Annotated in this window: 28 protein-coding genes; 13 read left to right on the top strand and 15 right to left on the bottom strand. The window is 33.2% G+C overall.

What is annotated here, in order from left to right:
• The first annotated feature begins 1 nt into the window (after position 1).
• The 4 genes from C1724_RS14845 (at position 2) to C1724_RS14830 (ending at position 5,326) form a co-directional block, all read left to right on the top strand.
• Complete coding sequence (locus C1724_RS14845; protein ID WP_102347506.1) at positions 2–1,918, top strand: vWA domain-containing protein; 1,917 nt, start codon at positions 2–4, stop codon at positions 1,916–1,918.
• Between the two features lie 240 nt (positions 1,919–2,158).
• On the top strand, positions 2,159–3,529 hold the full coding sequence (nhaC, locus tag C1724_RS14840; RefSeq protein ID WP_102347505.1) for a Na+/H+ antiporter NhaC: 1,371 nt from the start codon (positions 2,159–2,161) through the stop codon (positions 3,527–3,529).
• 179 nt (positions 3,530–3,708) lie between these two features.
• Positions 3,709–4,515 carry a tyrosine-type recombinase/integrase gene (locus C1724_RS14835; RefSeq protein WP_102347504.1) on the top strand — a complete coding sequence of 269 codons (807 nt, stop codon included), beginning with the start codon at positions 3,709–3,711 and terminating at the stop codon, positions 4,513–4,515.
• A gap of 238 nt (positions 4,516–4,753) precedes the next feature.
• Positions 4,754–5,326, top strand: coding sequence for a YkoP family protein (locus C1724_RS14830; RefSeq protein WP_102347503.1), 573 nt, complete (start codon positions 4,754–4,756; stop codon positions 5,324–5,326).
• Between the two features lie 61 nt (positions 5,327–5,387).
• Here C1724_RS14830 and C1724_RS14825 read toward each other — a convergent pair whose 3' ends face one another.
• The gene (locus tag C1724_RS14825; protein ID WP_102347950.1) at positions 5,388–6,236 is read right to left on the bottom strand and encodes a metallophosphoesterase; all 849 of its coding nucleotides are present in this window, start codon (positions 6,234–6,236) and stop codon (positions 5,388–5,390) included.
• A 93-nt stretch (positions 6,237–6,329) separates the two neighbouring features.
• On the opposite strand from C1724_RS14825, the gene C1724_RS14820 reads away from it, so the two are divergent.
• The 4 genes from C1724_RS14820 (at position 6,330) to C1724_RS14800 (ending at position 10,347) form a co-directional block, all read left to right on the top strand.
• Complete coding sequence (locus tag C1724_RS14820; RefSeq protein WP_102347502.1) at positions 6,330–7,478, top strand: MGDG synthase family glycosyltransferase; 1,149 nt, start codon at positions 6,330–6,332, stop codon at positions 7,476–7,478.
• Positions 7,479–7,815: 337 nt separating this feature from the next.
• The gene (locus C1724_RS14815) at positions 7,816–8,403 is read left to right on the top strand and encodes a DedA family protein (protein WP_102347501.1); all 588 of its coding nucleotides are present in this window, start codon (positions 7,816–7,818) and stop codon (positions 8,401–8,403) included.
• A 22-nt stretch (positions 8,404–8,425) separates the two neighbouring features.
• On the top strand, positions 8,426–8,818 hold the full coding sequence (locus tag C1724_RS14810; RefSeq protein WP_102347500.1) for a thiol-disulfide oxidoreductase DCC family protein: 393 nt from the start codon (positions 8,426–8,428) through the stop codon (positions 8,816–8,818).
• A 569-nt stretch (positions 8,819–9,387) separates the two neighbouring features.
• Complete coding sequence (locus C1724_RS14800; protein WP_102347498.1) at positions 9,388–10,347, top strand: alpha/beta hydrolase; 960 nt, start codon at positions 9,388–9,390, stop codon at positions 10,345–10,347.
• 84 nt (positions 10,348–10,431) lie between these two features.
• On the opposite strand, the gene C1724_RS14795 is transcribed toward C1724_RS14800, so the two are convergent.
• Positions 10,432–10,941, bottom strand: a complete 510-nt coding sequence (locus C1724_RS14795; protein WP_102347497.1) for a DUF3231 family protein — start codon at positions 10,939–10,941, stop codon at positions 10,432–10,434.
• A 202-nt stretch (positions 10,942–11,143) separates the two neighbouring features.
• Between C1724_RS14795 and C1724_RS14790 the strand changes: the two genes are divergently transcribed.
• Positions 11,144–12,166, top strand: coding sequence for an FUSC family protein (locus C1724_RS14790; protein ID WP_102347496.1), 1,023 nt, complete (start codon positions 11,144–11,146; stop codon positions 12,164–12,166).
• Between the two features lie 86 nt (positions 12,167–12,252).
• Here C1724_RS14790 and C1724_RS14785 read toward each other — a convergent pair whose 3' ends face one another.
• The 10 genes from C1724_RS14785 to C1724_RS14735 all read right to left on the bottom strand — a co-directional run bounded on the left by C1724_RS14785 (position 12,253) and on the right by C1724_RS14735 (position 18,298).
• Entirely contained in the window at positions 12,253–12,462 is a 210-nt protein-coding gene (locus C1724_RS14785) for a hypothetical protein (protein ID WP_102347495.1), read from the bottom strand.
• 222 nt (positions 12,463–12,684) lie between these two features.
• Entirely contained in the window at positions 12,685–13,260 is a 576-nt protein-coding gene (locus C1724_RS14780; RefSeq protein ID WP_180994285.1) for a YpmS family protein, read from the bottom strand.
• A gap of 36 nt (positions 13,261–13,296) precedes the next feature.
• Positions 13,297–14,079, bottom strand: coding sequence for a GDSL-type esterase/lipase family protein (locus C1724_RS14775; protein ID WP_180994284.1), 783 nt, complete (start codon positions 14,077–14,079; stop codon positions 13,297–13,299).
• 83 nt (positions 14,080–14,162) lie between these two features.
• Complete coding sequence (locus tag C1724_RS14770) at positions 14,163–14,639, bottom strand: glutathione peroxidase (RefSeq protein WP_102347492.1); 477 nt, start codon at positions 14,637–14,639, stop codon at positions 14,163–14,165.
• A gap of 396 nt (positions 14,640–15,035) precedes the next feature.
• Positions 15,036–15,590 carry a DNA-3-methyladenine glycosylase I gene (locus tag C1724_RS14765; RefSeq protein WP_102347491.1) on the bottom strand — a complete coding sequence of 185 codons (555 nt, stop codon included), beginning with the start codon at positions 15,588–15,590 and terminating at the stop codon, positions 15,036–15,038.
• A 105-nt stretch (positions 15,591–15,695) separates the two neighbouring features.
• A complete protein-coding gene (locus C1724_RS14760) occupies positions 15,696–16,115 on the bottom strand; it encodes a hypothetical protein (RefSeq protein ID WP_102347490.1) in 420 nt (139 codons plus the stop codon).
• Positions 16,116–16,166: 51 nt separating this feature from the next.
• Entirely contained in the window at positions 16,167–16,373 is a 207-nt protein-coding gene (locus C1724_RS14755; RefSeq protein WP_102347489.1) for an EAL domain-containing protein, read from the bottom strand.
• Positions 16,349–16,555, bottom strand: coding sequence for a hypothetical protein (locus C1724_RS26120; RefSeq protein ID WP_258000409.1), 207 nt, complete (start codon positions 16,553–16,555; stop codon positions 16,349–16,351). Before C1724_RS26120 ends, C1724_RS14755 begins: the two co-directional genes overlap by 25 nt.
• Before the next feature lie 323 nt (positions 16,556–16,878).
• Complete coding sequence (locus tag C1724_RS26115; RefSeq protein ID WP_102347486.1) at positions 16,879–17,388, bottom strand: extracellular solute-binding protein; 510 nt, start codon at positions 17,386–17,388, stop codon at positions 16,879–16,881.
• Positions 17,389–17,563: 175 nt separating this feature from the next.
• Positions 17,564–18,298, bottom strand: coding sequence for a YkgJ family cysteine cluster protein (locus C1724_RS14735; RefSeq protein ID WP_180994283.1), 735 nt, complete (start codon positions 18,296–18,298; stop codon positions 17,564–17,566).
• Between the two features lie 530 nt (positions 18,299–18,828).
• On the opposite strand from C1724_RS14735, the gene C1724_RS14730 reads away from it, so the two are divergent.
• Positions 18,829–19,728, top strand: coding sequence for a CPBP family intramembrane glutamic endopeptidase (locus C1724_RS14730; protein ID WP_258000408.1), 900 nt, complete (start codon positions 18,829–18,831; stop codon positions 19,726–19,728).
• 157 nt (positions 19,729–19,885) lie between these two features.
• Here C1724_RS14730 and C1724_RS14725 read toward each other — a convergent pair whose 3' ends face one another.
• The gene (locus C1724_RS14725; protein ID WP_102347484.1) at positions 19,886–20,026 is read right to left on the bottom strand and encodes an FbpB family small basic protein; all 141 of its coding nucleotides are present in this window, start codon (positions 20,024–20,026) and stop codon (positions 19,886–19,888) included.
• Positions 20,027–20,285: 259 nt separating this feature from the next.
• Between C1724_RS14725 and fumC the strand changes: the two genes are divergently transcribed.
• On the top strand, positions 20,286–21,674 hold the full coding sequence (fumC, locus tag C1724_RS14720; RefSeq protein ID WP_102347483.1) for a class II fumarate hydratase: 1,389 nt from the start codon (positions 20,286–20,288) through the stop codon (positions 21,672–21,674).
• Positions 21,675–21,737: 63 nt separating this feature from the next.
• Here fumC and C1724_RS14715 read toward each other — a convergent pair whose 3' ends face one another.
• On the bottom strand, positions 21,738–21,953 hold the full coding sequence (locus C1724_RS14715) for an alpha/beta-type small acid-soluble spore protein (protein WP_102347482.1): 216 nt from the start codon (positions 21,951–21,953) through the stop codon (positions 21,738–21,740).
• A 389-nt stretch (positions 21,954–22,342) separates the two neighbouring features.
• Between C1724_RS14715 and C1724_RS14710 the strand changes: the two genes are divergently transcribed.
• Together C1724_RS14710 and C1724_RS14705 are read left to right on the top strand one after the other, a co-directional pair.
• Positions 22,343–22,594: a hypothetical protein gene (locus C1724_RS14710; protein ID WP_102347481.1), complete on the top strand. Its 252-nt coding sequence runs from the start codon at positions 22,343–22,345 to the stop codon at positions 22,592–22,594.
• Between the two features lie 80 nt (positions 22,595–22,674).
• On the top strand, positions 22,675–22,935 hold the full coding sequence (locus C1724_RS14705) for a metal-sensitive transcriptional regulator (protein ID WP_102347480.1): 261 nt from the start codon (positions 22,675–22,677) through the stop codon (positions 22,933–22,935).
• 58 nt (positions 22,936–22,993) lie between these two features.
• Here the strand turns inward: C1724_RS14705 and C1724_RS14700 are convergent, their stop codons facing one another.
• Positions 22,994–23,173, bottom strand: a complete 180-nt coding sequence (locus C1724_RS14700; RefSeq protein ID WP_102347479.1) for a hypothetical protein — start codon at positions 23,171–23,173, stop codon at positions 22,994–22,996.
• Positions 23,174–23,314: the final 141 nt, after the last annotated feature.

The raw sequence follows: 23,314 nt of genomic DNA, 5'->3' as shown, positions 1-23,314 counted from the left end.
GATGAAACATATAAAGTTTAATGAAGATCAAGTGGATTCCTTTTTATTTATGGAATTGTCGGATGTAGGCCAAACACTAGCAAAAAATAGCGACATAGAAGTGGAGTATGGATATAAGTCGTACTTTGATTTCAATAAAAGAAAAATCGTTGTAAGCCGCTTTTGGGACGATTATTCACAAATGGAAAAAAGGTATGGCTTATTTACGGACGTCTACTTACGTAGCTTAGGTGGCACGCAATTTACTGATTTTAAGGTGATAGAAAGGTTTAATATAGAAATTGAGGACTCGACTATTTCAAGTTTCTTAAAGCAGCTGTTTGCTTTGCTAGAGGACTTAAGGATAGAAGACCTGATTATAAATGAAAGACCAGGAACAGAAAAGGCATTTCAAATTAGAAGGGATGTTCATCGCCGATACTTTACTAGTCAATTAAATGTGAATATTGTCCAGAGTATAGTAACAGATGCACTATTTAATGCTATTTATTTAGTGTTAACAGCTAATTCACCACTTTATGAACTCCCTTCAATACATCATCGAATAGATTTAGTAATTCCATTTTTACAGACAGAGGCTACTAAGGTTTTTGATTCGAAAAACACAAGTGATATTTCGAGGATTATTTGGACGATCTCGGATGTTTTGGAAGAGGTTCTTGAAAAGGACATGTTAAACTTATACTTTTTATTACCGGAACCAATTGCAGAAAGTATTGATGAACTAACAATTGATGATTTATTACGTAAAAATGCTTTGAAAAATAATGATGTAGCGGAAAAGACGTCACAGGGTGATGAGGACCTCCATGAAGATAAATTACCTACATGGCACCAGGAAACTGAGGAACCAACGAAAAGTTTTCTGCAATTTGAATTAGAACAAGGAACACAAACAGATTTACTAGGCGAAGGTGTTCGTGAAGGGGAAGATGGTGATCAAGCATTGGGGGTTGTTCAAGGATCATCGAAGGAAACAGCCAAAAAAGATTATTCAAAGCTTGATACTACGGAATCAAAAAGAAAAGAAGAGAAAAAAGGCCGTGGAAGTGAACAATACGGAAAAGAAAATAAGCATGCAATTCCATTATTTATTCAGCCCAAAAAACCTTCAATGGTCGATGTTCAACAATATAATGAGGAAAGATTATTAATAATTCCATACCAGAAAAAATTAAAGCAAATGATTGAAAAGACACTCGAACATAAAAAAATACGGCCACGAACTGATCTTCATTTTGGTCGAATAAATAAAAAACTAGTTCGACTCATTACAGATGAAAATCCACGATTATTTCATAAAAAAAACCAGCCATCGCCCGAGATTGATGCAGCATTCACATTATTAGTTGATTGTTCCGCATCCATGTATGACAAAATGGATCAGACAAAACTGGGGATTATCTTATTCCATGAAACATTGAGGTCACTTGGAGTACCACATAATATTGTAGGCTTTTGGGAAGATACAGGCGAAACAACCGCATTAAAACAGCCTAATTATTTTCAGCCAGTGATCGACTTTGGGACCTATCGAGACCATAATGTTGGAGCAACAATTATGCAATTGCAGCCAGAGGAAGACAATCGAGACGGATTTGCGATTCGTGTTGTTGCACAAAAGCTTTGGCGAAGACAGGAAAAACAGAAGTTCTTACTTGTTTTTTCAGATGGAGAGCCTGCTGCTTTTAATTACGATCAAAAAGGCATTGTAGATACACATGAAGCTGTCGTTGAATGTCGTAAAAAGGGAATTGAAGTTATTAATGTATTCCTTGCAAATGGTGAAATTTCAGAGAGTCAACAAAGAACTATTCAAAACATATATGGAAAGTATAGTATTTTAGTTCCGCAGATAAATGATTTACCGGATGTAATGTTTCCGTTATTAAAGAAATTGCTGTTAAAAAGTATTTAAGTTGGGTCTCTTAAAAAGTGTCTATTCAGTAGGCGCTTTTTATTTTGTAAATGAAAGGTCTGTCTACTTTATTTTGGAATAATAAAAATAGTTAAAATAATCTAGAAACCATTGACTAAGTTGGTTTTAGAAAATAAAATAAGTTTTGTTAGCATATTACTTTAACGAGAAAAAGCGTAAAAGTACTAAAGTGTGGTTTTAATTAAGACAACTTTGCATAGACATGAGAGGAAGCTATACATGAAAAGTCAACCTAGCGCGACAAAAACAGCCCTAATTTTTATAGGACTGCTAATAGTTATATTTATTGGGATATTCGTATTAAAAGTAGAACCCCATATTCCACTCCTTTCAGCCGTCGTAGTTTTGGTCGTCATTTCCAAGATACTAGGATATTCATGGGATGTTGTGGAAAGAGGTTTAATAAACGGAATAGCAATGGGTATTAAACCGATTATTATATTAGCTTTGGTAGGAGTTGTAATTGCTGCTTGGATGCAAAGCGGAACAGTACCAACGCTTTTGGACTATGGCTTCCGGTTTATTTCCCCGCAATGGTATTTTCTAAGTGCACTTTTTATAACTATATTAGTTTCGACTTTTACAGGTAGTTCTTTTACCACTATTGGGACAATAGGAGTTGCTTTAATGGGGGTAGGGGTTGGTCTAGGTGTAAATCCCGCAATCGCTGCCGGAGCTATTATATCTGGAGCTTGTTTCGGTGATAAAATGTCTCCGTTATCTGATACAACTAACTTTGCTCCAGGTGTAGTTTCAGTCGATATTTTCTCCCATATTAGGCATATGTTTTGGACAACGATCCCTGGTTTGATTATTACGATTATTATTTTATGTTTTTATGGTTTTAGTGACCAAAATGCTCATAGTTTAGATAATATTGCAAAGGCCAGTGAAACACTTAATCAATATTTTAATTTAAGTGTGTGGACACTTCTATCGCCGCTGATTGTAATGATCCTTGCATTTAAAAGATTCCCAACAATTCCAACATTAATTATCGGTATTTTATCTGCGATTTTTACAGGCTCTATTACACAAGCCGATCTTACAGCGGTTCATTGGTATTCAACATTGCAAGGAGGATTTTCCATTGAAACTGGTAATACGATTGTCGACGGCATTGTAAACCGTGGAGGATTACAATCGATGATGTGGTCGATTTCCTTAGTTATGATTGCATTAGCACTAGGTGGCATTATTCAAGCAATGGGTCTCTTTGAAGTTATTATTAGCGGCTTGGCTAAACGTCTAAAACGAAATGGAGACTTAGTTGCAGTAACAGCAGCATCATCTATAGGAGTTAATTTATTAACAGGCGAACAATACTTGTCTATATTATTACCTGGTCAAACTTTTAAAGATTTATTTGAGAAATTTAAGCTGCATCCTAAAAATTTATCAAGAACCTTGGAGGATGCGGGAACATTAGTAAATCCATTAATACCATGGGGTGTGAGTGGTGCCTTTTTTGCAACTACCCTAGGCGTGCCTGTATTAGATTACACTCCATATGCATTTTTCTTATATTTATCGCCAATAATTACAATTTTAATTGCATACCTCAATATCGGTATTGAGAAGTTGAAATAACTTTTGATAAATAATGCAGAAATTAAATCTAATAACGTAGGGCTCCTGTACATAGTGCGGGAGTCAACTTTTTTGTGTTGTAAAACACATATAGAAGGATTGAAGTAATATTGTTTTACTTCTACGAACAAACAGTGTATAATTGCAGGTAAAGACCCCATTAATTGGAGGGATAAGCCTTGAATTTGTCTGCTGATCAAATCAATTCTTTTGAGAAATGGCTTCATAAGCATGAAAAATCTATTAATACAATCAAGACATACAAAAGTGTATTAAAAAAATTTAATGTTTGGTTGGAAGAAAATGGTAGAAATCTTATGGATGTACAGCAGCAGGATATACAACAATACATGGATACTCTTGAATTACAGGGGAAAAGTGCAACTACAATTGATAAAATATATGCATCGATCCGGGTTTTTGCCTATTTTCTAAATAAACCTGAATTGGTTGAAGCTATAAAGGTAAAAGAAAAAGAGAAAAATATTTATCAAACTGTTCCAGAGTTTTTAAATGAAGAAGAAAGAGCTAGTCTTCTTAATGAAGTTGAAGAAGATAAAGACCTTCGTAACATTGCAATTGTTCACATGTTATTATATACGGGCATTCGAATTTCTGAACTTTGTAACTTGAATGTTGAGGATTTAAATATTAGTGGACAAAAGGGTACTGTTACAATTAAAGCAATTAAAGATGACCGAGAACGAATCATTCCTATCCCACAAGTTGCATTGTTGCATATTAGACGTTACGTAGAGACTGTTAAGGATCAACAAGGCCCATTGTTTATGTCTAAACAAAATAGTCGGATCACAATACGGTCAGTGCAATATATGCTTGAAAAATACAATATTAATCCACATAAATTGCGGCACACTTTTTGTAGAGATCTAATTGAGAAAGGTTTAGACATATCTGTTGTTGCTCAATTAGCGGGACATAAAGACTTAAATATAACGAAACGATACAAAAACGCAGGCGCATGACTTGAAATAATTGTGATACACACGGATGCTTTGTCTTAAAAAAGCCGAATTTAAAAAGTCTCTTTCTAGCTTATATAAAAGTTAGAAGAGACTTTTTTTTTGAATTGAAATAAATTACTGTCAAAGTATTGAAGCTCTATGCATTTAAGGTATTAAATCTTTTCCATTCATAATTGTGTTTTATTAATAGCAAAATATATTATATAGGACATTATTATTTGAAAAAGGAAATGGGCATATGAGAAGTCTGTTAATTGGGGTCTGGAACTTGTTAGACCCATTATATTACCGCTGTACACGTCTCACATATTTAAATGTTTTAAACGATGATCACAAAAATATTTTGCGAGTTAGATTAACTCGATATAAAGGCAAAAAAGTCGTTCTTTCAGATGGAACTGAAATTAAAAAGAATGATATTTTGGTTAAAATCCATTTGCATAATGTGAGGGTTTTAAAGGAAATCACACCAATTGTTAACGAATTAAAGCGAGGTAAGGTTATATATCAATATGTGAAGTCTTCACTGCCTGACCTTATTTCATATATACAACGACAGCCTGAATGTGATCAAATTAAAGGTATTATTGGTATTACCTCATTGAACCGAGTTGCAAACAGATTGGGATTTGAAATAGTTGACATTTCGAACCCAATTTATAAAAGATTTAAATGGCTCAGTTCTTTACCTATATTTCTCTTATCTACGCCAAAATTAGCAACATTTAATAATTTTAAAAAACACCATGCACCATGCTACTTATTTATGTCAAAGCCAAAATTATTTAATATGTATAGAATTAAAATTTAGTCTCTGTGGAAACATTATAGTTGGTTAAAAAGGCTGTTAACAACTGTTAACAGCCTTTCATCTAAATTGCATGGGAAACCTTGTTGTTATTAGTAAGGGCCAAATGGTGAATTGTAATTTCTGGTCTACTGCCTACACGGATATTTACGCCAGTTTGTCCTAACCCTTCGCTGATATAGAATGGTTTTTCATCCTGATGATGTAGCCCTTTTATTACATTCATTCTTGCTAATTTACCCATTTTAACTAAATGGTAAGCTTTAGGATAGCATATTTGTCCCCCATGAAAGTGTCCAGCAAGAAGATAATCAAAATGATAGTTTCTCATATGCAACACAATATTTGGATCATGTGTCAACACTAAATTAATTCCTTGCTTTATATTTTTATAAGAATCAATTAAATTACTTCGGTTGGTGCTAAAATCATCTATACCAATTATATTAACCTGTTTACCATGTACATTTATCGAACAATTTTGGTTTTGAAGTACTATGCATCCGTGGTTTTCAAGGGTATCTTTTAACCTTTTGAAATTTTTTCCTTTTAGAACATAATCATGATTTCCGAATACTACATATATCCCGTATTTTGGATGGAGTTTATTGAGTGCATTTAAAAACGGTTCAAGCTTGGGGATTGTGCGTTTGCGATCAAGAAAATCTCCTGTTAGAGCAATTAGGTCTATAGATTCTGACTTTAATTTTTCATACAGTTCATCAGGAGTAACTGATATATTTTCAAGATGTAGATCAGATAGATGTAAGATATTTAAAAAAGCGCCTGGCGAGGGTTGCTCTTGTTCATTAATAGTTATTTTATTTATAGCGATTTCTTTTGTATTATTGTATGCTCTTTTCACAAAGAAAAAAGTGCAGATTATCAAGATGAATACTAAAAGAGAGTCCAAATGCATCGCTCCTTCCTATAGGAAATTATACAGTAAATCGTGTGTTAACTAGGAATGTAAATCATGGAATTAATGTCAAAAGTGAGGTGCTATATGGATAAGGCCTTAAAAAGTAAAGTTTTGTTTCTACCCTTTTTACAGATCCCTTCTGGTCACCATAAAGTAGCAGAGTCCATAATGGAGGGATTATATGAAATCGAACCAAATTTGAATTGTGAGAAAGTGGAAATTCTATCGTATAGTTATGGAAATTTCGAAAAGTTTGTTTCAGCCTTTTATTTAAAATGGATTAAAACCTTACCTGCCATTTATCACTGGATATATAAAAATCAAGTTTATAATAATATAGACAAAAATAAACGTTATCGACTTTATGAATGTTTGTTCTTGAAATTTATGAAAAAGTTAATCACTCAAAAAAGTCCTGATTTAATTGTATGTACACATGCATTGCCAGCGTATTTATTAAATCTTCTAAAGCAAAAAGAACAATTAAGCATACCGGTTATTAATATTTACACCGATTATTTTATCCATCAATTTTGGGGAACTTCACATATTGAATATCACTTCGTACCATCAAACGAAATGAAACAATACTTATTGTGTAGGGGGGTAGATCCTAAACGAATTTTTGTTACGGGGATCCCAATACATACTAAAATAAAGAAACAAAAGGGCCTATCAAATGTGGAAAGAGTATCAGCTAAGCTAAATATCCTAATTACTGGCGGGAATTTAGGAGTGGGTAAGCTAGAAACACTAATTGATAAAATTGGGGCAGATAATATACATTATTATGTTCTTTGTGGAAAAAATCGTCTCTTATATCGGAAACTCAAGAGTTTAAGAAATAGTTACATTACCCCATTAGAATATATTGACTCAAGAGATAAAATGAATATGCTATATGATCAAGTTGATGCAATTGTAACAAAACCAGGTGGTGTTACCTTAAGTGAGTGTTTGTTTAAAAGAAAACCTATCTTTATCTATCACGCTCTCCCAGGACAAGAAGAAATTAATTTACAGCAACTAAGCTCTTTAGGCATTGTTATACATTTAGGTACTTCAGTTAAAAAATTAACCGAATTAGGAAGTGAAATTCGCAGCTTTTTTGAAGAGAAAAGCAAATTAGTTAAGTATTATGCAAACCTAGATCAGTATCATCTTTTTATTGATTCAAGAGAGCCCGTCCAAATTGTATATGATATTTTAAAAAGTAAATTAAGCTCAGTATAAGTTTCCTACTCAGCCATGATTGGCTGAGTTTTTTCAATGAAAGTCACAGTTAAAAAAAGAATGTAATTTATTTTATTTGTAGAAAAAGCTATGCCGTAATAAAATGAAGTATAGGTATATTATTGGAAAAAAAAGCTATGTACAATTGGTTTCGAGCAGCATCGCTAAGTTGTAATGGTGTTTTCTTTCTATTGCTTGAAAAAACATTATGCACAAGACTTGCTTAATTGTGATATTTTAACATAAAAGATGAATTATTAACTAAGAAATGAGAATGTAGGGCCTTAATTATCTCTACATATTAAAATACTTTTTTATAAGGAGACAGTAACTTATTATGGATATTAGTACATTACTGCCTTATATACGGGAATATGGTTATTTTGCTCTTTATATAATATTGTGGATTGGCTTTTTTGGCTTTCCTGTTCCTAATGAGGTTATTGTGATGACAAGTGGCTTAATCGGAAGTCGAAGTCTTTTAGAACCATTTTTTACTTTTATAGTTACGTATTTAGGAGTAATCTCAAGCCTTACAACACTCTTCTTCCTCGGAAGGTTCGAAAATAAAGTAAAGAAAGGGAGGTTTAAATCAGAAAAAATTCTGAAAGCTAAAGAAATGATTAGGAAGCATGGTGCTTTTTCATTAGTAATCAGTTATTATCTGCCAACTGTTCGTCATCTAATTCCGTTTATTCTTGGTACTGATAATTTTTCATACCGAAAATTTGCATTATATTCATATACAAACGCTCTTGTATGGACGACTATATATTATTCTTTAGGATTTTGGTTTGGAGAACATATTCATGAAATTGGGGAAATAGTATATCGTTACGGATTATATACTTTGATCATATTGGCCACGATTTTCATTATTTTTATGTTAGTTAGAAAAGTTAAAAGGAATCAGCCATCAAATTAATGCTGTTAAAAGGAGTGGTTGTTTGAATGCTGTAATTTTGTTTGATGGGGACTGCAACTTTTGTGATCAAAGCGTTCAATTTATCTTAAAAACGGAAAGTAGTGGATATTTTAAATTTGCATCATTGCAAGGAAAATACGCTGATGAATTATTAAGGGCTTATCGAATACCGTCGAATGTCGATAGCTTAATATTAATAGAAGATGGCCGCTATTATTTGAAATCAACTGCAGCTTTGCGAATTTCGCGGAAATTAAAGTTTCCCTGGAGATTTCTATTTGTATTTGTTCTAATACCAGCTAGGATTCGTGACATTCTTTATGATCTTTTTGCTAAGAACCGTTATAAGTGGTTTGGCAAAAAGATGAGCTGCCTGGTTCCTTCGCCTGAAATCCGCAAAAGATTTTTAGATTGATGAACTTTCTAAAAATTAATTATGTCTACTTATTTTTATAAGATTTTTCTTCCAGCACTACATAAACTGGAAAAACAACAGTATATTGAATCGTATTGGCACGGTCAGGCTAAAGGACCTGCGGGTAAATATTATAAAATCATGGCAGCTGTAAGGAAATCCTAGAGAAAAAAACAAATGAGTGGCATAGTTTTGTTAATGTCATTGATAAAATAATTGAAAAAAAGGTTATGATTTATTATTGTGGTGTTCTATGTACAGTTAGCTATATTGGCTTTTTTTGAGCTAAGGCAGATACTGTTTTTCAATTACTCCATATTAATAGGTTCAGATCTCGTTACTAAAAAAAAGGATCTTCTTTAATTTTTCAAGAGAAAAAGCTAAAATTTTGCTAGAGTGTCTTAATATAGTATAACGAGATTGGTTTCCGCCATTTACCAGTAGCTTTATATCTGATTTTTTTGTGAATGCAATAAATTGGATTAAGTAAAGTTCCTAATTCTATGGTAACATTTTATATATAGTTATTATAATATTATTACAATTAACCTAGAATATGGTGAATGACGATGAGACCCATACTAATCTTAACAAAAGACCAAATGAAGAACTTTTTTGTCAATACGGTATTTCTGGGGCTAGTCGGTATAATAGTGTTAACAAGTATTACGGTTTATGTTGGTTATAAAGTTATGAACCCGATGAAATTAGCCATTATGAGACTACCTTCTGAATACCATTTACAATATGAGAATGCTAGTTTTAATAATATCTACGATGGTGTTGAATTAAAAGGGTGGTGGATACCGAGTACAAAGTATGATTTCATCTCCCAAAAGGCTGTTATTTTTTCACATAGCTATGGTGATAATCGCGAGGCAATGCCAATTGAAACTCTAAAATTAGCGAAACGGCTTTCGACAGAAGGCTTTCATGTATTAATGTATGATTTTAGGAACAGTGGTGAATCTGGAGGAAGTATTACGACGATTGGTAGGAAAGAAAAGACAGATTTATTATCTGCAATTAATTATGTAAAAAAAGAAAAAGGCATACACGATATAGCTTTAATTGGCTGGTCAATGGGTGCTGCAACATCAATTATTGTTGGAAGTGAGTCCGATGACGTGAAGGTTGTAATTGCAGATAGCCCGTTCGCGGATTTAGAAAAGTATACCGTTGAACGTTTCTCTTATTGGACAGGTCTGCCAAGTCCGTTTGGGAAATATATGATTAACATTGCTCAGAATATATTTGTAGAACTTAACTTGGCTGATGTAAAACCATATATTGCTGCTAAAGCATACGAAAGTAAAGGCTTATTATTGATTCATAGTAAAAAGGATGGAGCTATTTCCTATAAAGAAAGCGAACTTATCTATAGCAACGCCCCGAACGCAGAACTTTGGATAACAAAAAAAGGAGGGCACATCCGTAATTATAAGCATCAGAAAGAAGTATATGAAGAACGAATAATAGAATTTATTAATAAATATATTCAAAACGATTATACTTTTGGAAGAATATAAATAGGAGCATAACCCCAAACGGGCGGTTAGCTCCTTTTCTAATTTAGATTTACACCAAATATTTGGAAATACGTACAGTGGTAGTTAACATTCTTTTTTATGATGATGGAGTGGCGGAACTACCAACCAACCTTTTTCTTTATTTAAGCGTAAAAATTTTCCGGCTAATGCCATTTTTTGATTATGAAATTGACCGAACATCATGGCAATATCTTCACGTGTACATTGACCAATGATATGACTGCAGGCCACTAAGCCGGCTGCAAGATCCTTTGAAATGCTTGCTGAAACTTCTGGATCTTGAATCCTTGCTCCGGCTGGAATATCTTCTAAACATGCCTCTGCACGTTCAGGTGGTGCAGGAGGTAATGCTACCCCATTTTCCTTAAGGAGTTCTTCGATTTGTTTAGCTTCTTGTTTGCTGTTTTGAATAGCCTCTTCAATTAATCTATAGAGGTCTTCATCTCCAGTGTGGTTTAACATTACTTGCAAACCTGCCACAGCTGCTTGAGCTACATTTAAATATGACCATGCCCCAAACACCTCACCATAATGCATCGGTTCATCTTTAGGATTTCCACTCAGTATCCCCATTTTAAGCCTCCTTAGAATATTCATAAAATGTGCCACCTTTCTTGACGCACAGTTATAGAATCTCCGAAGAATCGAAAGAAATTCCGAACTTCCAAAGGGTAAAATTTACCTTCAACTACTATAAAAAGAAATGAGTTTTGTGTAAGATGTAATCTGATGGATATGTATATAATAAAGTTGAGTAAGGCAAGGGGGGGATAACGTGACGTTAGGTCCACGTGTTATAAAAACGGGTATTTCAGTAACATTGGCATTATATATTTGTTCATTATTAAGCCTTGAACCAGCTGTTTTTGCTGGAGTAGCAGCTATAGTAACGATTCAGCCTTCTGTATATCGGACGTGGCAACAGGTAATAGATCAACTTAAAACTAATACACTAGGGGCACTTATTGCCTTAGCAGCAGTTTATTATTTTGGCAGTAACCCTTTTTCGATTGGTGTTGTATTAATTGTTGTTATATTAATTAGTTTAAAACTAAAAATGGAACGAACTATTTCATTAAGTCTTGTTACCGTATTAGCGATTATGAGTGCTCCGGGAGATGGTGACCTTGGGATATATACGTTTAACCGATTTTTGATTATATTAATCGGGATGACCTCAGCATTTTTAGTTAATATCCTAATTTATCCACCTACACATAGAAATAACTATTTAGATCAAAGTAGGGTAGTATTTGATAATATGTCGTTACTTATCCGAACATCCATCTCAAATGAAATGAAAGAAAAGCTTTTTCAAGAGCAATTAGTAAAGTTAGAAAGAGATATGGATAAGCTAAAAGAACAATTTAAGATGTTTGATGAAGAACGAGAAAAGTTGGCGAAACTAAAGCCTGTAGATCAACGAGAGATAATCGTTTTTAAGCAAATGCTGAAATCACTGCAACTGGGTGCAGATGTTCTTAAAATAATTGATGAACACTATTTTCAAAGCAAATCGTCGGAGTTGGAAAATCAACTTTTTGATGCCCACTTAGAGTATTTGATAAAATGTCACGAGCATTTCTTATTAAAGTATGATGGTAAGATAAAGGTGGATGAACACCGGTTGGACAATGTAACAACTGAAAGCAGGGCGTTCCTCGAAAAGGTAATGGATACATCTAAAAGTGGTAGTGATAAATTACGCCTTGTTATTGTGGGGTCCACTATATATGAATATGCTTTTCAATTAGAAAGATTAAATCAATTAATTGAACATTTTCTTAAAAAGAAGTGAGTTTAGGACCGACAATTTAGAATCGAATAGGAAAAATAAAAAGCCTTTGGCATAGCAAGGGCTTTTAATATGTAGAGATTATGATATTAGTTTTGAACGCTGCGTCTGCTCTCCCAACTATTTTTTACATCTGTAAGTATTGTATAAACAAAGAAGAAATTAACTGCCCATAAACTAATAAATTGATTGATGTCTCCTAGGTATGCGGCATTATGATTTTTTAACTTCATAACAATATACGCCTCAAATAAAAATAAAATTAAACCAAGAATTATGGATGCGCCAACACGAAACATTGCGATCCCCTCCAGTTTTATAAAATTGTACTATATTTGTCATAATTATATCACGACTTTGTTAAATATTTGTGAACTATTAAAAGAAATAGGGAATAAAAATTCACATTAACTTAAAATAAAAAGTAGAAATGTATAGAGAAAAATTCACTTTCTTATCACGGGAGAAAAATGCTCAGAAATAGTGCTGAGCATTTTTACGTTGCAGAAAAATCGTAAAGGTTACTCTACTGTTGATAAATTGAAGACTATTTCATTTTTTTTTAAATTAAATTCTTTCATAATAAGTTTATATTTCTGAGCAAATGTAAGGTCTGTTATTTTAAGATGAATTGTTTTTTCATTTGGATAAATAGAAACCCAATCAGGGAGCTGGTAATATTTTTCGATATAACTTAATACAAAAGGGGCTGGGAGCTCTAGTCTGCCTAATGAAATTTGTTTTTGACGAAGAAGTAGGTTACCATCTCTAGTTACTTGTGGGTCAAAGGTTAATAAGTACTCAACTTTATTTGTGAAAATTTCCATATGTCCTGATAATTTTACATCATCTTCAAGTAACACTCTATAGGTGTAGGGTGGCTTACTTGAATTCTTATTAATATATTCATTGATATAATTGTTTAAAGTGTATTTATTGGTCTGGACCAAAAATTGAAGCTTTTGTTCATTATTAAAGTTTACAGAGTGTAGTTTTTCTATATTTTGCTGTGGTTTATATATTACATAAAAGATTAAAGTGAGGAAGATTAAATTCACGCTTAATAAAATAAAAAAAAGAAGTTTCCATTTATTCATTATTAATTGACCTCCACGGACCAGCATGCTGCAATCTTATTGGAGATAAAACTCTGCACGTAGAACCTCATAAACACGCTCACTAATCAATTGGTAACCTGTATGATTGGGGTGAAATTGATCATCAAATAAAAGTTCAGTCTGACGGTTGAGAAACAGATCATCAATTTTAACCAAATGGGTGTTATCATAAGCTGCTAATATTTTTTCACTACTTTGATTCCATCCGTTAATAATGTCGTTTACCTCAGGAACATTATTAAACCATTTATAGAAAGGATTATAAAGCCCCACTAATATAATATGAGACTCCGTATTATGGGTACGAATAAAATTAATAATAGACTGAAGATTTTCTTCATATTCCTGCCTTGGTTTTGTAAAAACATCGACAGAAAAATACGGGAAGTTATCAACTGCTGTTTTTAAAAGGTCATTTCCACCAATCGTTAAGAGTATAATCTCTGCTTTTTTCAGATCGTTTAAAACCTCAGCTGTTTTTATTTTATTTAACAAATCAGTTGTATTGTATCCGCTAATCCCATAATTAACTATTTGCGAATCGACAAGTGGGTTTGCGTTTAATTTCTGTTTAATATGGGCTAAATATCCTTTATTATTAGAAACGTCACCTACTCCAGCAGTTAATGAATCGCCTAGCGCAACAATATATAATTCCCTAAAGAAAAATTCACTAGAAACTTTTTGTTTTTCTTGTATATTGGTTGACCTTTTACTGGACAGTGCCGTCACCTTACTTTCCTCATGCTTAATTATTGATAAAGAACATGAAGAAAGAGTCAGAATAAGAATTATCATAATTAGTCCCTTTATTAAGTACATAAAACACCTACGCATTGGTATGATTTTGACAATATAAAACCTAAGTATGTTTAAATTTATTATAATAGTGATTCAATATCATTGATTAGTTTAACTGGCTGTATATTAGGAGAGTATCGTTTAAAAACCTGTCCGTCAGCAGTAACAAGAAACTTTGTGAAATTCCATTTGATACTTTTAGTACCAAGAATACCAGGTGCCTGTACTTTCAAAAATTTGAAAAGAGGATGTGCATGTTGACCATTTACAGCTATCTTTTCAAATAACGGAAAAGTCACACCGTAATTTAAATTGCAAAAGCCATGTATTTCAAAATTGGTCCCAGGCTCTTGATTCGCAAACTGATTACAAGGGAAGCCAAGAATAGTAAATCCTTGTTCGTTATACATATCATAAATATTTTGAAGTTGCGACAATTGGGGAGTAAATCCACAATTGCTAGCTGTATTAACAATTAATAAAACTTTGCCTTTATAGTCGCTTAAACTGATATCATCTCCATTTATGTTCTTTACTGTATATTGATATATATTCATTGGATTCACTCCATTATTAATCTATTTTTTTTGAGCTATGGTACTTACCTTTGATTAGTATGCTAATAATAATTATTAAATTATTTTAAGGGGTAAGTAAAATCAAATCAACTAATCATAAAGTGGAAAAAAACAATTCAAGAGTGGGGTCAAATAATCCAAACGGTGCAGGTGGAATTCGTGGAGAAGGGGAATAAACTGACAGAGTATGCGGTAAAAGGTAAAAACGAGTCAGAAAAGGGGTAGGATTCTGACCGAGCAAGCGGTAGAAGGTGAGAACGAGTCAGAAAATCCTGCTGATTCTGCCAATCCAAGCCGAAATCAAGTCACTCTGCGTCAGAATACCAAAAAAGGAGTTTGATTGCATAATCCAAAAATTCCAATTCAAGTCTAGCTCTACCGTTGATGACAAAAACAATCTACGAGATGATCATTTACCATCCCTACAGCTTGCATATAGGAGTAGCAAATGGTAGAACCGACAAATTTAAATTCCCGCTTTTTTAAGTCTTTACTCATTTTGTCACTTTCAGAAGTTGTAATGGGTACCTCAGCTTGGCTTTTCCAATGATTTACTTGAGGTGCACGATTTACAAACTGCCATATGTATTGACTAAAAGTACCAAACTCTTCTTGTACTTTTAAGAATGCTTTTGCATTTGTTATTGTTGCATTAATTTTAAGTCTATTTCTTACAATACCTGGGTTATTTAAAAGCTCATTAAGCTTTTGTTCGTTATATTGTGCAATAATATTTGGGTCAAAGTTATCGAAAGCTTTTCGGTAGTTGTCCCGTTTTTTGAGAATAGTAAGCCAACTGAGACCTGCTTGTGCACCTTCTAAGATTAACATTTCAAAAAGTTTATGATCATCATAAACGGGGACTCCCCATTCCTCATCATGGTATTTAATATATATAGGATCATCTGTACACCATGTACATCTTTTCATTATATTCACTCCTAAATTACAGTTGCGATCATTGTTTAATTTCTTATGAATTATATCACTAATTTTCTTAATAAAAAATAAAACTGCTAGGCGTTTTGCTAGCAGTTAAACCTTGTCTATCCATTCATCGTCAGGCTTTTTGGAACTTTGTTGGCTAGTCGCTGTATCTGTATTGTGTTGAATTTGACCAGTCGCTATATCTATCGTCGGAATTTCATGCTCAGCATCGAATTCGTCAAGGGTATTGGATGGCTCTTTATTAGCTTTAATGTTCTTAGTTTGGTAATCCCTTGGTTTAACCTGGGTATATACCCCGCTGGCAGTTAGACCGATAATTAAAGCTGTCAGAACCTTATCAATCCATGCGGATGGTAATAATACAATGAGAATGGAGAATCCCAAAGCATACAATGCACGATAGCGTTTATCAATATTAAAAGCATTTCCAATTAGGGAAACTAATGCGGCAATGACGGCTGCTACCATTGCAATATCTAACGAATTTGCTTGGATGTTTTCGATCATGTTATCGCCTCCTGTACACAGCTTATTCAGTTATGTACAGAAAGGTTATAATCATATTTGCTTAATTTTTGACCAATGTAATGCTGAATGTTGAATGTCCTGAAACTTTTGTTCTAAATCCCGGGATGATAATGGATGACTGAAATAATAGCCTTGAATTTCATCACAATTATTTTTTTGCAAAAAGTCAACCTGGCTTTCATTTTCAACACCTTCACAAATAACATGTAAATTCAAAAATGCTGAATAACTTGCCATGCTTTATCAGGAATTTTGGAATCTTTGGATATGGCTAGTACTCGTCCGATCCATGCGCCACCGGTTGGGGCATCTGTTGAATAACCTGGTACAGCAAACCAGTCTACTTTGTTTGTAATCTTAGATTCCCAGTTTTTTTTGTCGTACGAAAATCTTGCTGTATCACTCCATTGTAAAACCATAGCGAGCTGACCTTGAAGAACGCATGGTTAAGGTCGACCCAATCATACATCGCCTCATGTGGTGTTGTACCGCTATCACGTAATTTAAGCTCATCTTTTATAGCCTTTATTCCTTCTTCAGATAAAATAAGGAGATTCATTTCATTGTCAAAAATTTGCCGCCCATGGACAGGAATCGCTCTGAAAACCATATATATCTTTTTGAGTCTGCATATAAAGAAGTTGTCCCATAAATGTCGATTTTCCCATCACCATCTGTATCCTGAGTTAAAAAAGTAGCAATTTGTTCATATTCATCCCAAGTTTTAGCGTTAGTTCCATGCTTACCTTTTTTTATAATCATCGTTATATTGTTTAAATAAATCTTTGCGGTAAAATAGTAAACGTGCATCACCGTCATATACCATACCGTAGTCATGACCCTTGTAATTCATATATAGTTTTCGATAAATTGGAATAAAATTTTGATCAAATTGAGGTTCTGAAACTATATAGGAATCTAAAGGTAATAACATACGTTCTACATACATCGGAATCTTTACAGGAAAAGTTACAAATATATTATACTTTTCATTAGTTGAGAATAGATAATCCTCTAGTCGATCAGTTATTCTTTGTGGATAGTTATAAACTAGTTCTATCCCATACTTCTCCTTAATTTCTTCTTCTTTCATTTGAAAATAGGAGATGGCTTCGGGTGATTCGGCTATAACTTTTATAGGCACTAGATGTTCAGTTTCCCCTTTAGTAGAAACAGTATCTGTATTACTGCATCCAGCTATTGTTATAATAGAAAATAAAGTCAGTCCTATTGACGATAAATGGCAATTCATAGTGAACCCCACCCAATTCAAATTTCACCATTATTATACAATAAAAAGCCAGGGATAATTTTTACTAATATTGAAAAAAAAAGCGAAACATTTTCGTTTCGCTTTAGAGGTAATTTAACATTTAACTTATTTTATTTTTTATTAATAAATGAAAGTGCTCACTCCTATAAATGAATTATCTAAGTTTTTCTCTTAAAAGAAGTGGCAGATAATCAATTCTAAATAAATCATTTGGGTACTCTAATTGAATATCCAGATCTTCTTCGTAGATTACTGCTTCAAGAATTTCATTTAAAGAGTCCATATAATACCCGTGTAAAAATTCATAACTAAATGGTTCTTTAGGCATGAACGAGTCTTTGCATACGTTTGGATGACTATAATTTAAATATGTTCGACATGGAATAGGGCGAACTTCATATGCAAGACAAGTATTTGTAGTTGTATCTAACAAAGGACAAGGTAATTGTGCCGCAATATATTGATATTTAAAGTCATTGTGTTCTTCAAAGTCGATTGAGCAAAGGTTTTGAATTTTTTGTTCATTCACATTAAAGTAATGACGTAAATGCTCGATAATATTTGCTTTTTTCTCATCAGGTAGTTTACTTATCTCGTTGACAATAAGACTTGTCTCTAATGCAGTAGTGATGATCGGAAAGTAACAACAATGTGCACAGCCTATTTGACAAGTAGCGGAAATATCTACTTTTTCTTCAATGACCTTAATTTCTGAATCTACGTTTTTTAACAGTTCTTTAAATGAATGCCGTAAAAATTCAGAGCTATTGAGCTGATTGAATTCAAACAACTCATCTAACTTTTGCTCAAAGGAATGTTCATTCGGGATATGTTTAGCGTTTATATTATTACAAATTGCAGTAATTTCGTCATGGTTTAAATATTTCAAGTTTTTCAGCTCCTATAAACAATTACATAATCTACATAATAACTTCTTTTACCGTAATTGTTAAGGATGATTTAGGATTTAAGCAGTAGTAATAATTACAAAAAATATTTTGTATAAAAAGTCTTAATATTCATATTTTATAAAAAGGTACAAGTTAATATATTTTTCAATTTTCTTGATACAAGAAAGGATAAATAGACTTAATGTTTAAAAGTAGCTTTTACAGATTCATCGTGACTCTTTCGTTCATATTTTTTTGCGTTTCAGCTATTCTACTATTTAGTTATATTTTTGAGTTGTTATGGGAAATCTCACAATTTTTTAGAATTTTTTTTAAAAGATAAGTATTTTATTTTGTATGTAGTTATCCAACTTCAGCGCCAAAGCCCCATGATATCCATCTCAAAGCTGATGAAAGACACGACACGGGACGTGTTAGTATACGCGTTGCGACAGGATTTTAGCCGATGTTTACCTGTCGGGGGCTGGCCAAGGTATTGGTTATCTAATAACTGTATTTGGAGGTATACATGTATATATTTAAAAATAAATACGGATTAGTTCGGGCTGGATGGCTCATACTAGCAGCAATGTTTTTTTATATAAGTGGCCAGATTATTTTTTCTTTACCTGGTTTCTATTTATTTGAAAGCATCAGAAGTAGTGAGAAACAAACAGAAATTTTAACAGAGATTAGTAATTTTCCATGGATCCAATTAATGATTAATGGTGGCGGTGTTTTGGGATCGCTTTTAATGACATTACTTGCCTGGAAACTGTTGAACAGGAAATCGATACTTGATTTAGGCTTACTCATTAACGTTTCACATATTAAAGATTTAGCTGCAGGATTAATACTTGGTAGTTGTTCAATGACGGCTATTTTTGTAATTTTGTTGGTAACGAATGCGATCCAATTGGAAAATAGTCTGCTAGCGCCGCAATTTTCTATATATTCTTTGAGTTTTCTGATTTTATTTATATTAGTTGGTTTCTCAGAGGAAATTTTTTTCCGTGGCTACATAATGTGTACGATGGTTGGGCGTTATCATTCAACTTGGTTATCTTATGTCGTATCAGCGATAGTTTTTTCGATTGCACATGGCTCAAATCCAAATATTAGTTTGCTAGGATTAATTAATATCGGATTAGTCGGTTTATTGTTTTCTTATATGTACTGGACTACAAAAAATTTATGGATGCCAATAGGGTATCATATAACATGGAACTATTTTCAAGGAAACGTATTTGGATTTCCGGTCAGCGGAACAGATCCCCATGGACTATATAATATAACAGTGAACGATACAGCGAATACCTTTACAGGAGGGGAGTTTGGGCCTGAGGGGGGCATTCTTGCGACCGTAATCATTTTTATAGGGATTATTATAACGAATGTCTATTGCAGAAGAAGAAAGAAGGCAAGGTAAATTGGAATGAGACATTCTTATATTAGAAAGTCCATCGAAATAAACTAACTGAGCTTAATTACGATGGACATCTCTATAAAATGTCTATAAAACGATAGTAAAACAAAAGACTCAGAATGGGCCAATAATAATGCAATCACATGTACCTCTATAATAATTATTTTGCAACAAGTTCTAACTCTTTTGCATGCTTGTTTTCAATTTTTAAATCGATCCTGTCTAATTCTTTTTTATTCTCCATTAATTCTAACTTGTTTTGTTTAATTAGATCCTCAAATTTTGGCCTTCTTTTTTTCATAATAAATTCCTCCTGTTTAATATAGTTTATATATCGATTTTTTCAATAGCTTATTTACAACTTAATTGTAATACGAGAAAGGGGATTATACCTGTGATATCTGTCACGATTTTGTGACAAAAATGTTTGATTTCACAATATGTTAACAATATTCTAAAAAAAACAATTTAAGGAAAAACATCTGGATACAAGTTTAAATATAAAGATAAAGGAAAAGAAATAAATATAAATATAATACCGTATAGGAAAGGGGATCTTCATGGATTTTCGGATAGAAAGGGACACACTTGGTGATGTTCAAGTCCCAATAGATAAAGCCTGGGGCGCTCAGACTCAAAGAAGTAAACAAAATTTTAAAATTGGTGAAGAAAGAATGCCGATGAAAGTGATCTACGCATTTGCGATTTTGAAAAAGAGTGCAGCTATTGTTAACGAGCAATTAGGAAAATTAGAGAAAGAGAAAGCAAATGTTATCAGAGCAGCGGCAGACGAAATAATTGATGGTAAGTGGGACGATCATTTTCCTCTTGTTGTTTGGCAAACAGGGAGTGGAACTCAATCAAATATGAATATAAATGAAGTTATTGCCCATGTTGGTACAGAAAAGCTAAGAACATTGGGTTCTAGTTTGAAATTGCATCCAAATGATGATGTTAATAAATCTCAAAGCTCTAACGATACCTTTCCAACTGCGATGCACATCGCAGCAGTTTTAGCTATTGAGAATAATTTGTTGCCTAAAATTAAACGTTTGCAAGAAACACTTAAAAAGAAAAGTGAGCAAAATAAGAATATTATTAAAATAGGACGTACACATCTTCAGGATGCAACTCCACTAACACTTGGCCAGGAAATATCAGGATGGCAGCGTATGCTCGAGAAAAATGAAAAGATGCTTAATGACAGTCTAGTTTATTTGAGGGAACTGGCCATTGGGGGGACAGCTGTTGGGACTGGAATTAATGCCCATCCTAAGTTTGGCGAAAAAGTTGCAGAGCAAATCACACATTTTTCAGGAAGCAAATTTGTGACTGCAATAAATAAATTTCATGCGTTAACAAGCCATGATGAGATTGTTCATGTACATGGTGCTCTGAAGGCATTAGCAGCGGATCTAATGAAAATTGCCAATGATGTTCGTTGGCTTGCTAGTGGACCAAGATGTGGAATTGGAGAAATATCTATACCAGAAAATGAGCCGGGTAGCTCGATCATGCCGGGTAAAGTAAATCCAACCCAAAGTGAAGCGCTATCGATGATTAGTTGCCAAGTATTTGGAAATGACGCAACAATAGGATTTGCTGCTAGCCAAGGTAATTTTGAATTAAATGTATTTAAGCCTGTTATTATTTATAATTTTCTTCAATCGGTTCAGCTATTGTCTGACGGCATCCGATCTTTTCATGATAATTGTGTAATTGGAATCGAACCGAAGAAAGAAATAATTAAGCATTATGTTGAAGATTCATTAATGCTTGTAACAGCCTTAAATCCACATATCGGTTATGAAAAAGCTGCGGAAATTGCTAAAAAAGCATTTAAAGATAATAGTACATTAAAAGAAGCTGCACTGAAGCTTGGCTATTTAACAGAAACAGAATTTGATGCTATTGTAATTCCAGAAGAAATGGTCTTTCCAAAAGGATAAACAAGTAGATCCCAAGCAAACGCTTGGGACCATAGCCATTATATTAAGTTTTGTAAAAAATTATTATTGTTGTCCTTGGAAACCAGCCATTTGTTGTTGAGCCATAGATACTAGGCGCTTCGTAATTTCTCCCCCAACAGATCCGTTAGCACGAGAAGTTGTGTCTGCACCAAGATTAACACCGAATTCTTGAGCGATTTCAAATTTCATTTGGTCGATAGCTTGCGCTACACCTGGAACTAATAATTGGTTACTGTTATTGCTGTTGTTGTTTGCCATGTTGTAAGTCACTCCTTTAAGAATTTTCGTGTTGTATTGGTAGGGTTAGTTGGACTTGAACCAACAGTGAAGTGTATCACTGCCACGCTGGCTAACCCTTTGATATAAGAAGTAATTTGTGCTGTTGTAATATTACTTTGTCCTAATTTGTTTTATTTATGCTGGTAATTTTTAAAATTTTTTTGTTGCAATTGGTTGCTTGAAATTCTTTTATTTAAGATTGTAAAAGTATTATGTGAGTATTATTGATTTATATGCAGAAATCGGTTTGAAAATTTTTTCCAATTTGGAGTGGGCGTACTTACTATTTAAAAGGAATTATTGGTTAGTAGTTATAGGCATGTATGGACATACTTTTAGTAATAACAACTTAAAAGGGAGTTAATGTCATGTACATATGTCCATTATGTAATCAGCTGGATCAAAAATTAGTTGAATGTCCAACATGTAAAAATCATATGGAAGACCAAGGAAGACTAATGGATTACTTTGATGATTATAGTGCCTATTTGGAAATTGATGGAACGAAGCTTGTTGATGGTTTTCCTAATGATCAACAAGACCATGAATGTCCACATGTATTTTATTGTTATCAATGTAAGAACGAACACATTTTTTTAATTTCGGAGCAATCTTTTTAACGTTTTGATTTAAAAAAATATGCGTGTAATATATAATTGGAAGTACGTAATGGGGTAATTATTGTAAGGTGGTGGTAATATTGGAATATCCTCAAGAGGTGAAAAATCGATTAAAACGTATAGAAGGACAAGTGCGCGGCGTGTTAAGAATGATGGAAGAAGACAAGGATTGTAAAGATGTTATAACACAATTATCTGCAGCTAGTTCAGCCATTGACCGTGCAATTGGATATATTGTAGCTAAAAACTTAGAACATTGTATTCGCAAACAAAGTGAAACTGGTGAAAGTGCTGAAGATGTTATTAACGAAGCAGTTCAAATGATTGTAAAAAGTCGATAATATACCTAAGTAAAAGCCCTCTGTCAACTGACGAGGGCTTTTTTTAAAAAAAAAATCTTTAATCTTCTTCGATTGGTAATTCCCTTGCTTCTTCAATTTGTTTATTTTCTTCCCTAGTAACAACAGTGCCACCAGCTAATCCTTCATTTATCATCCGATCTTCATCAACAAAATACTTGTCTCTACCTTCATAAAGGGAATCTTGTTCAAAAAGTTGTTTTTTCTCATTATTTTCCATACTGTTCCTCCTTTTTCCTTACTTTGCGCATTAATTAATATTCTATGCGGTAGCTTTTAACGTTCTTTTAGAAACTTGGAAATGTGAGTAATACCCATCGAACTGGATAACATTTCAGAAAATGGAATAAAATAGTAATAT

The sequence above is a fragment of the Bacillus sp. Marseille-P3661 genome, from assembly GCF_900240995.1.
Lineage (GTDB): Bacteria > Bacillota > Bacilli > Bacillales > Bacillaceae_J > OESV01.
This window is presented reverse-complemented; position numbering and strand designations above follow the sequence as displayed.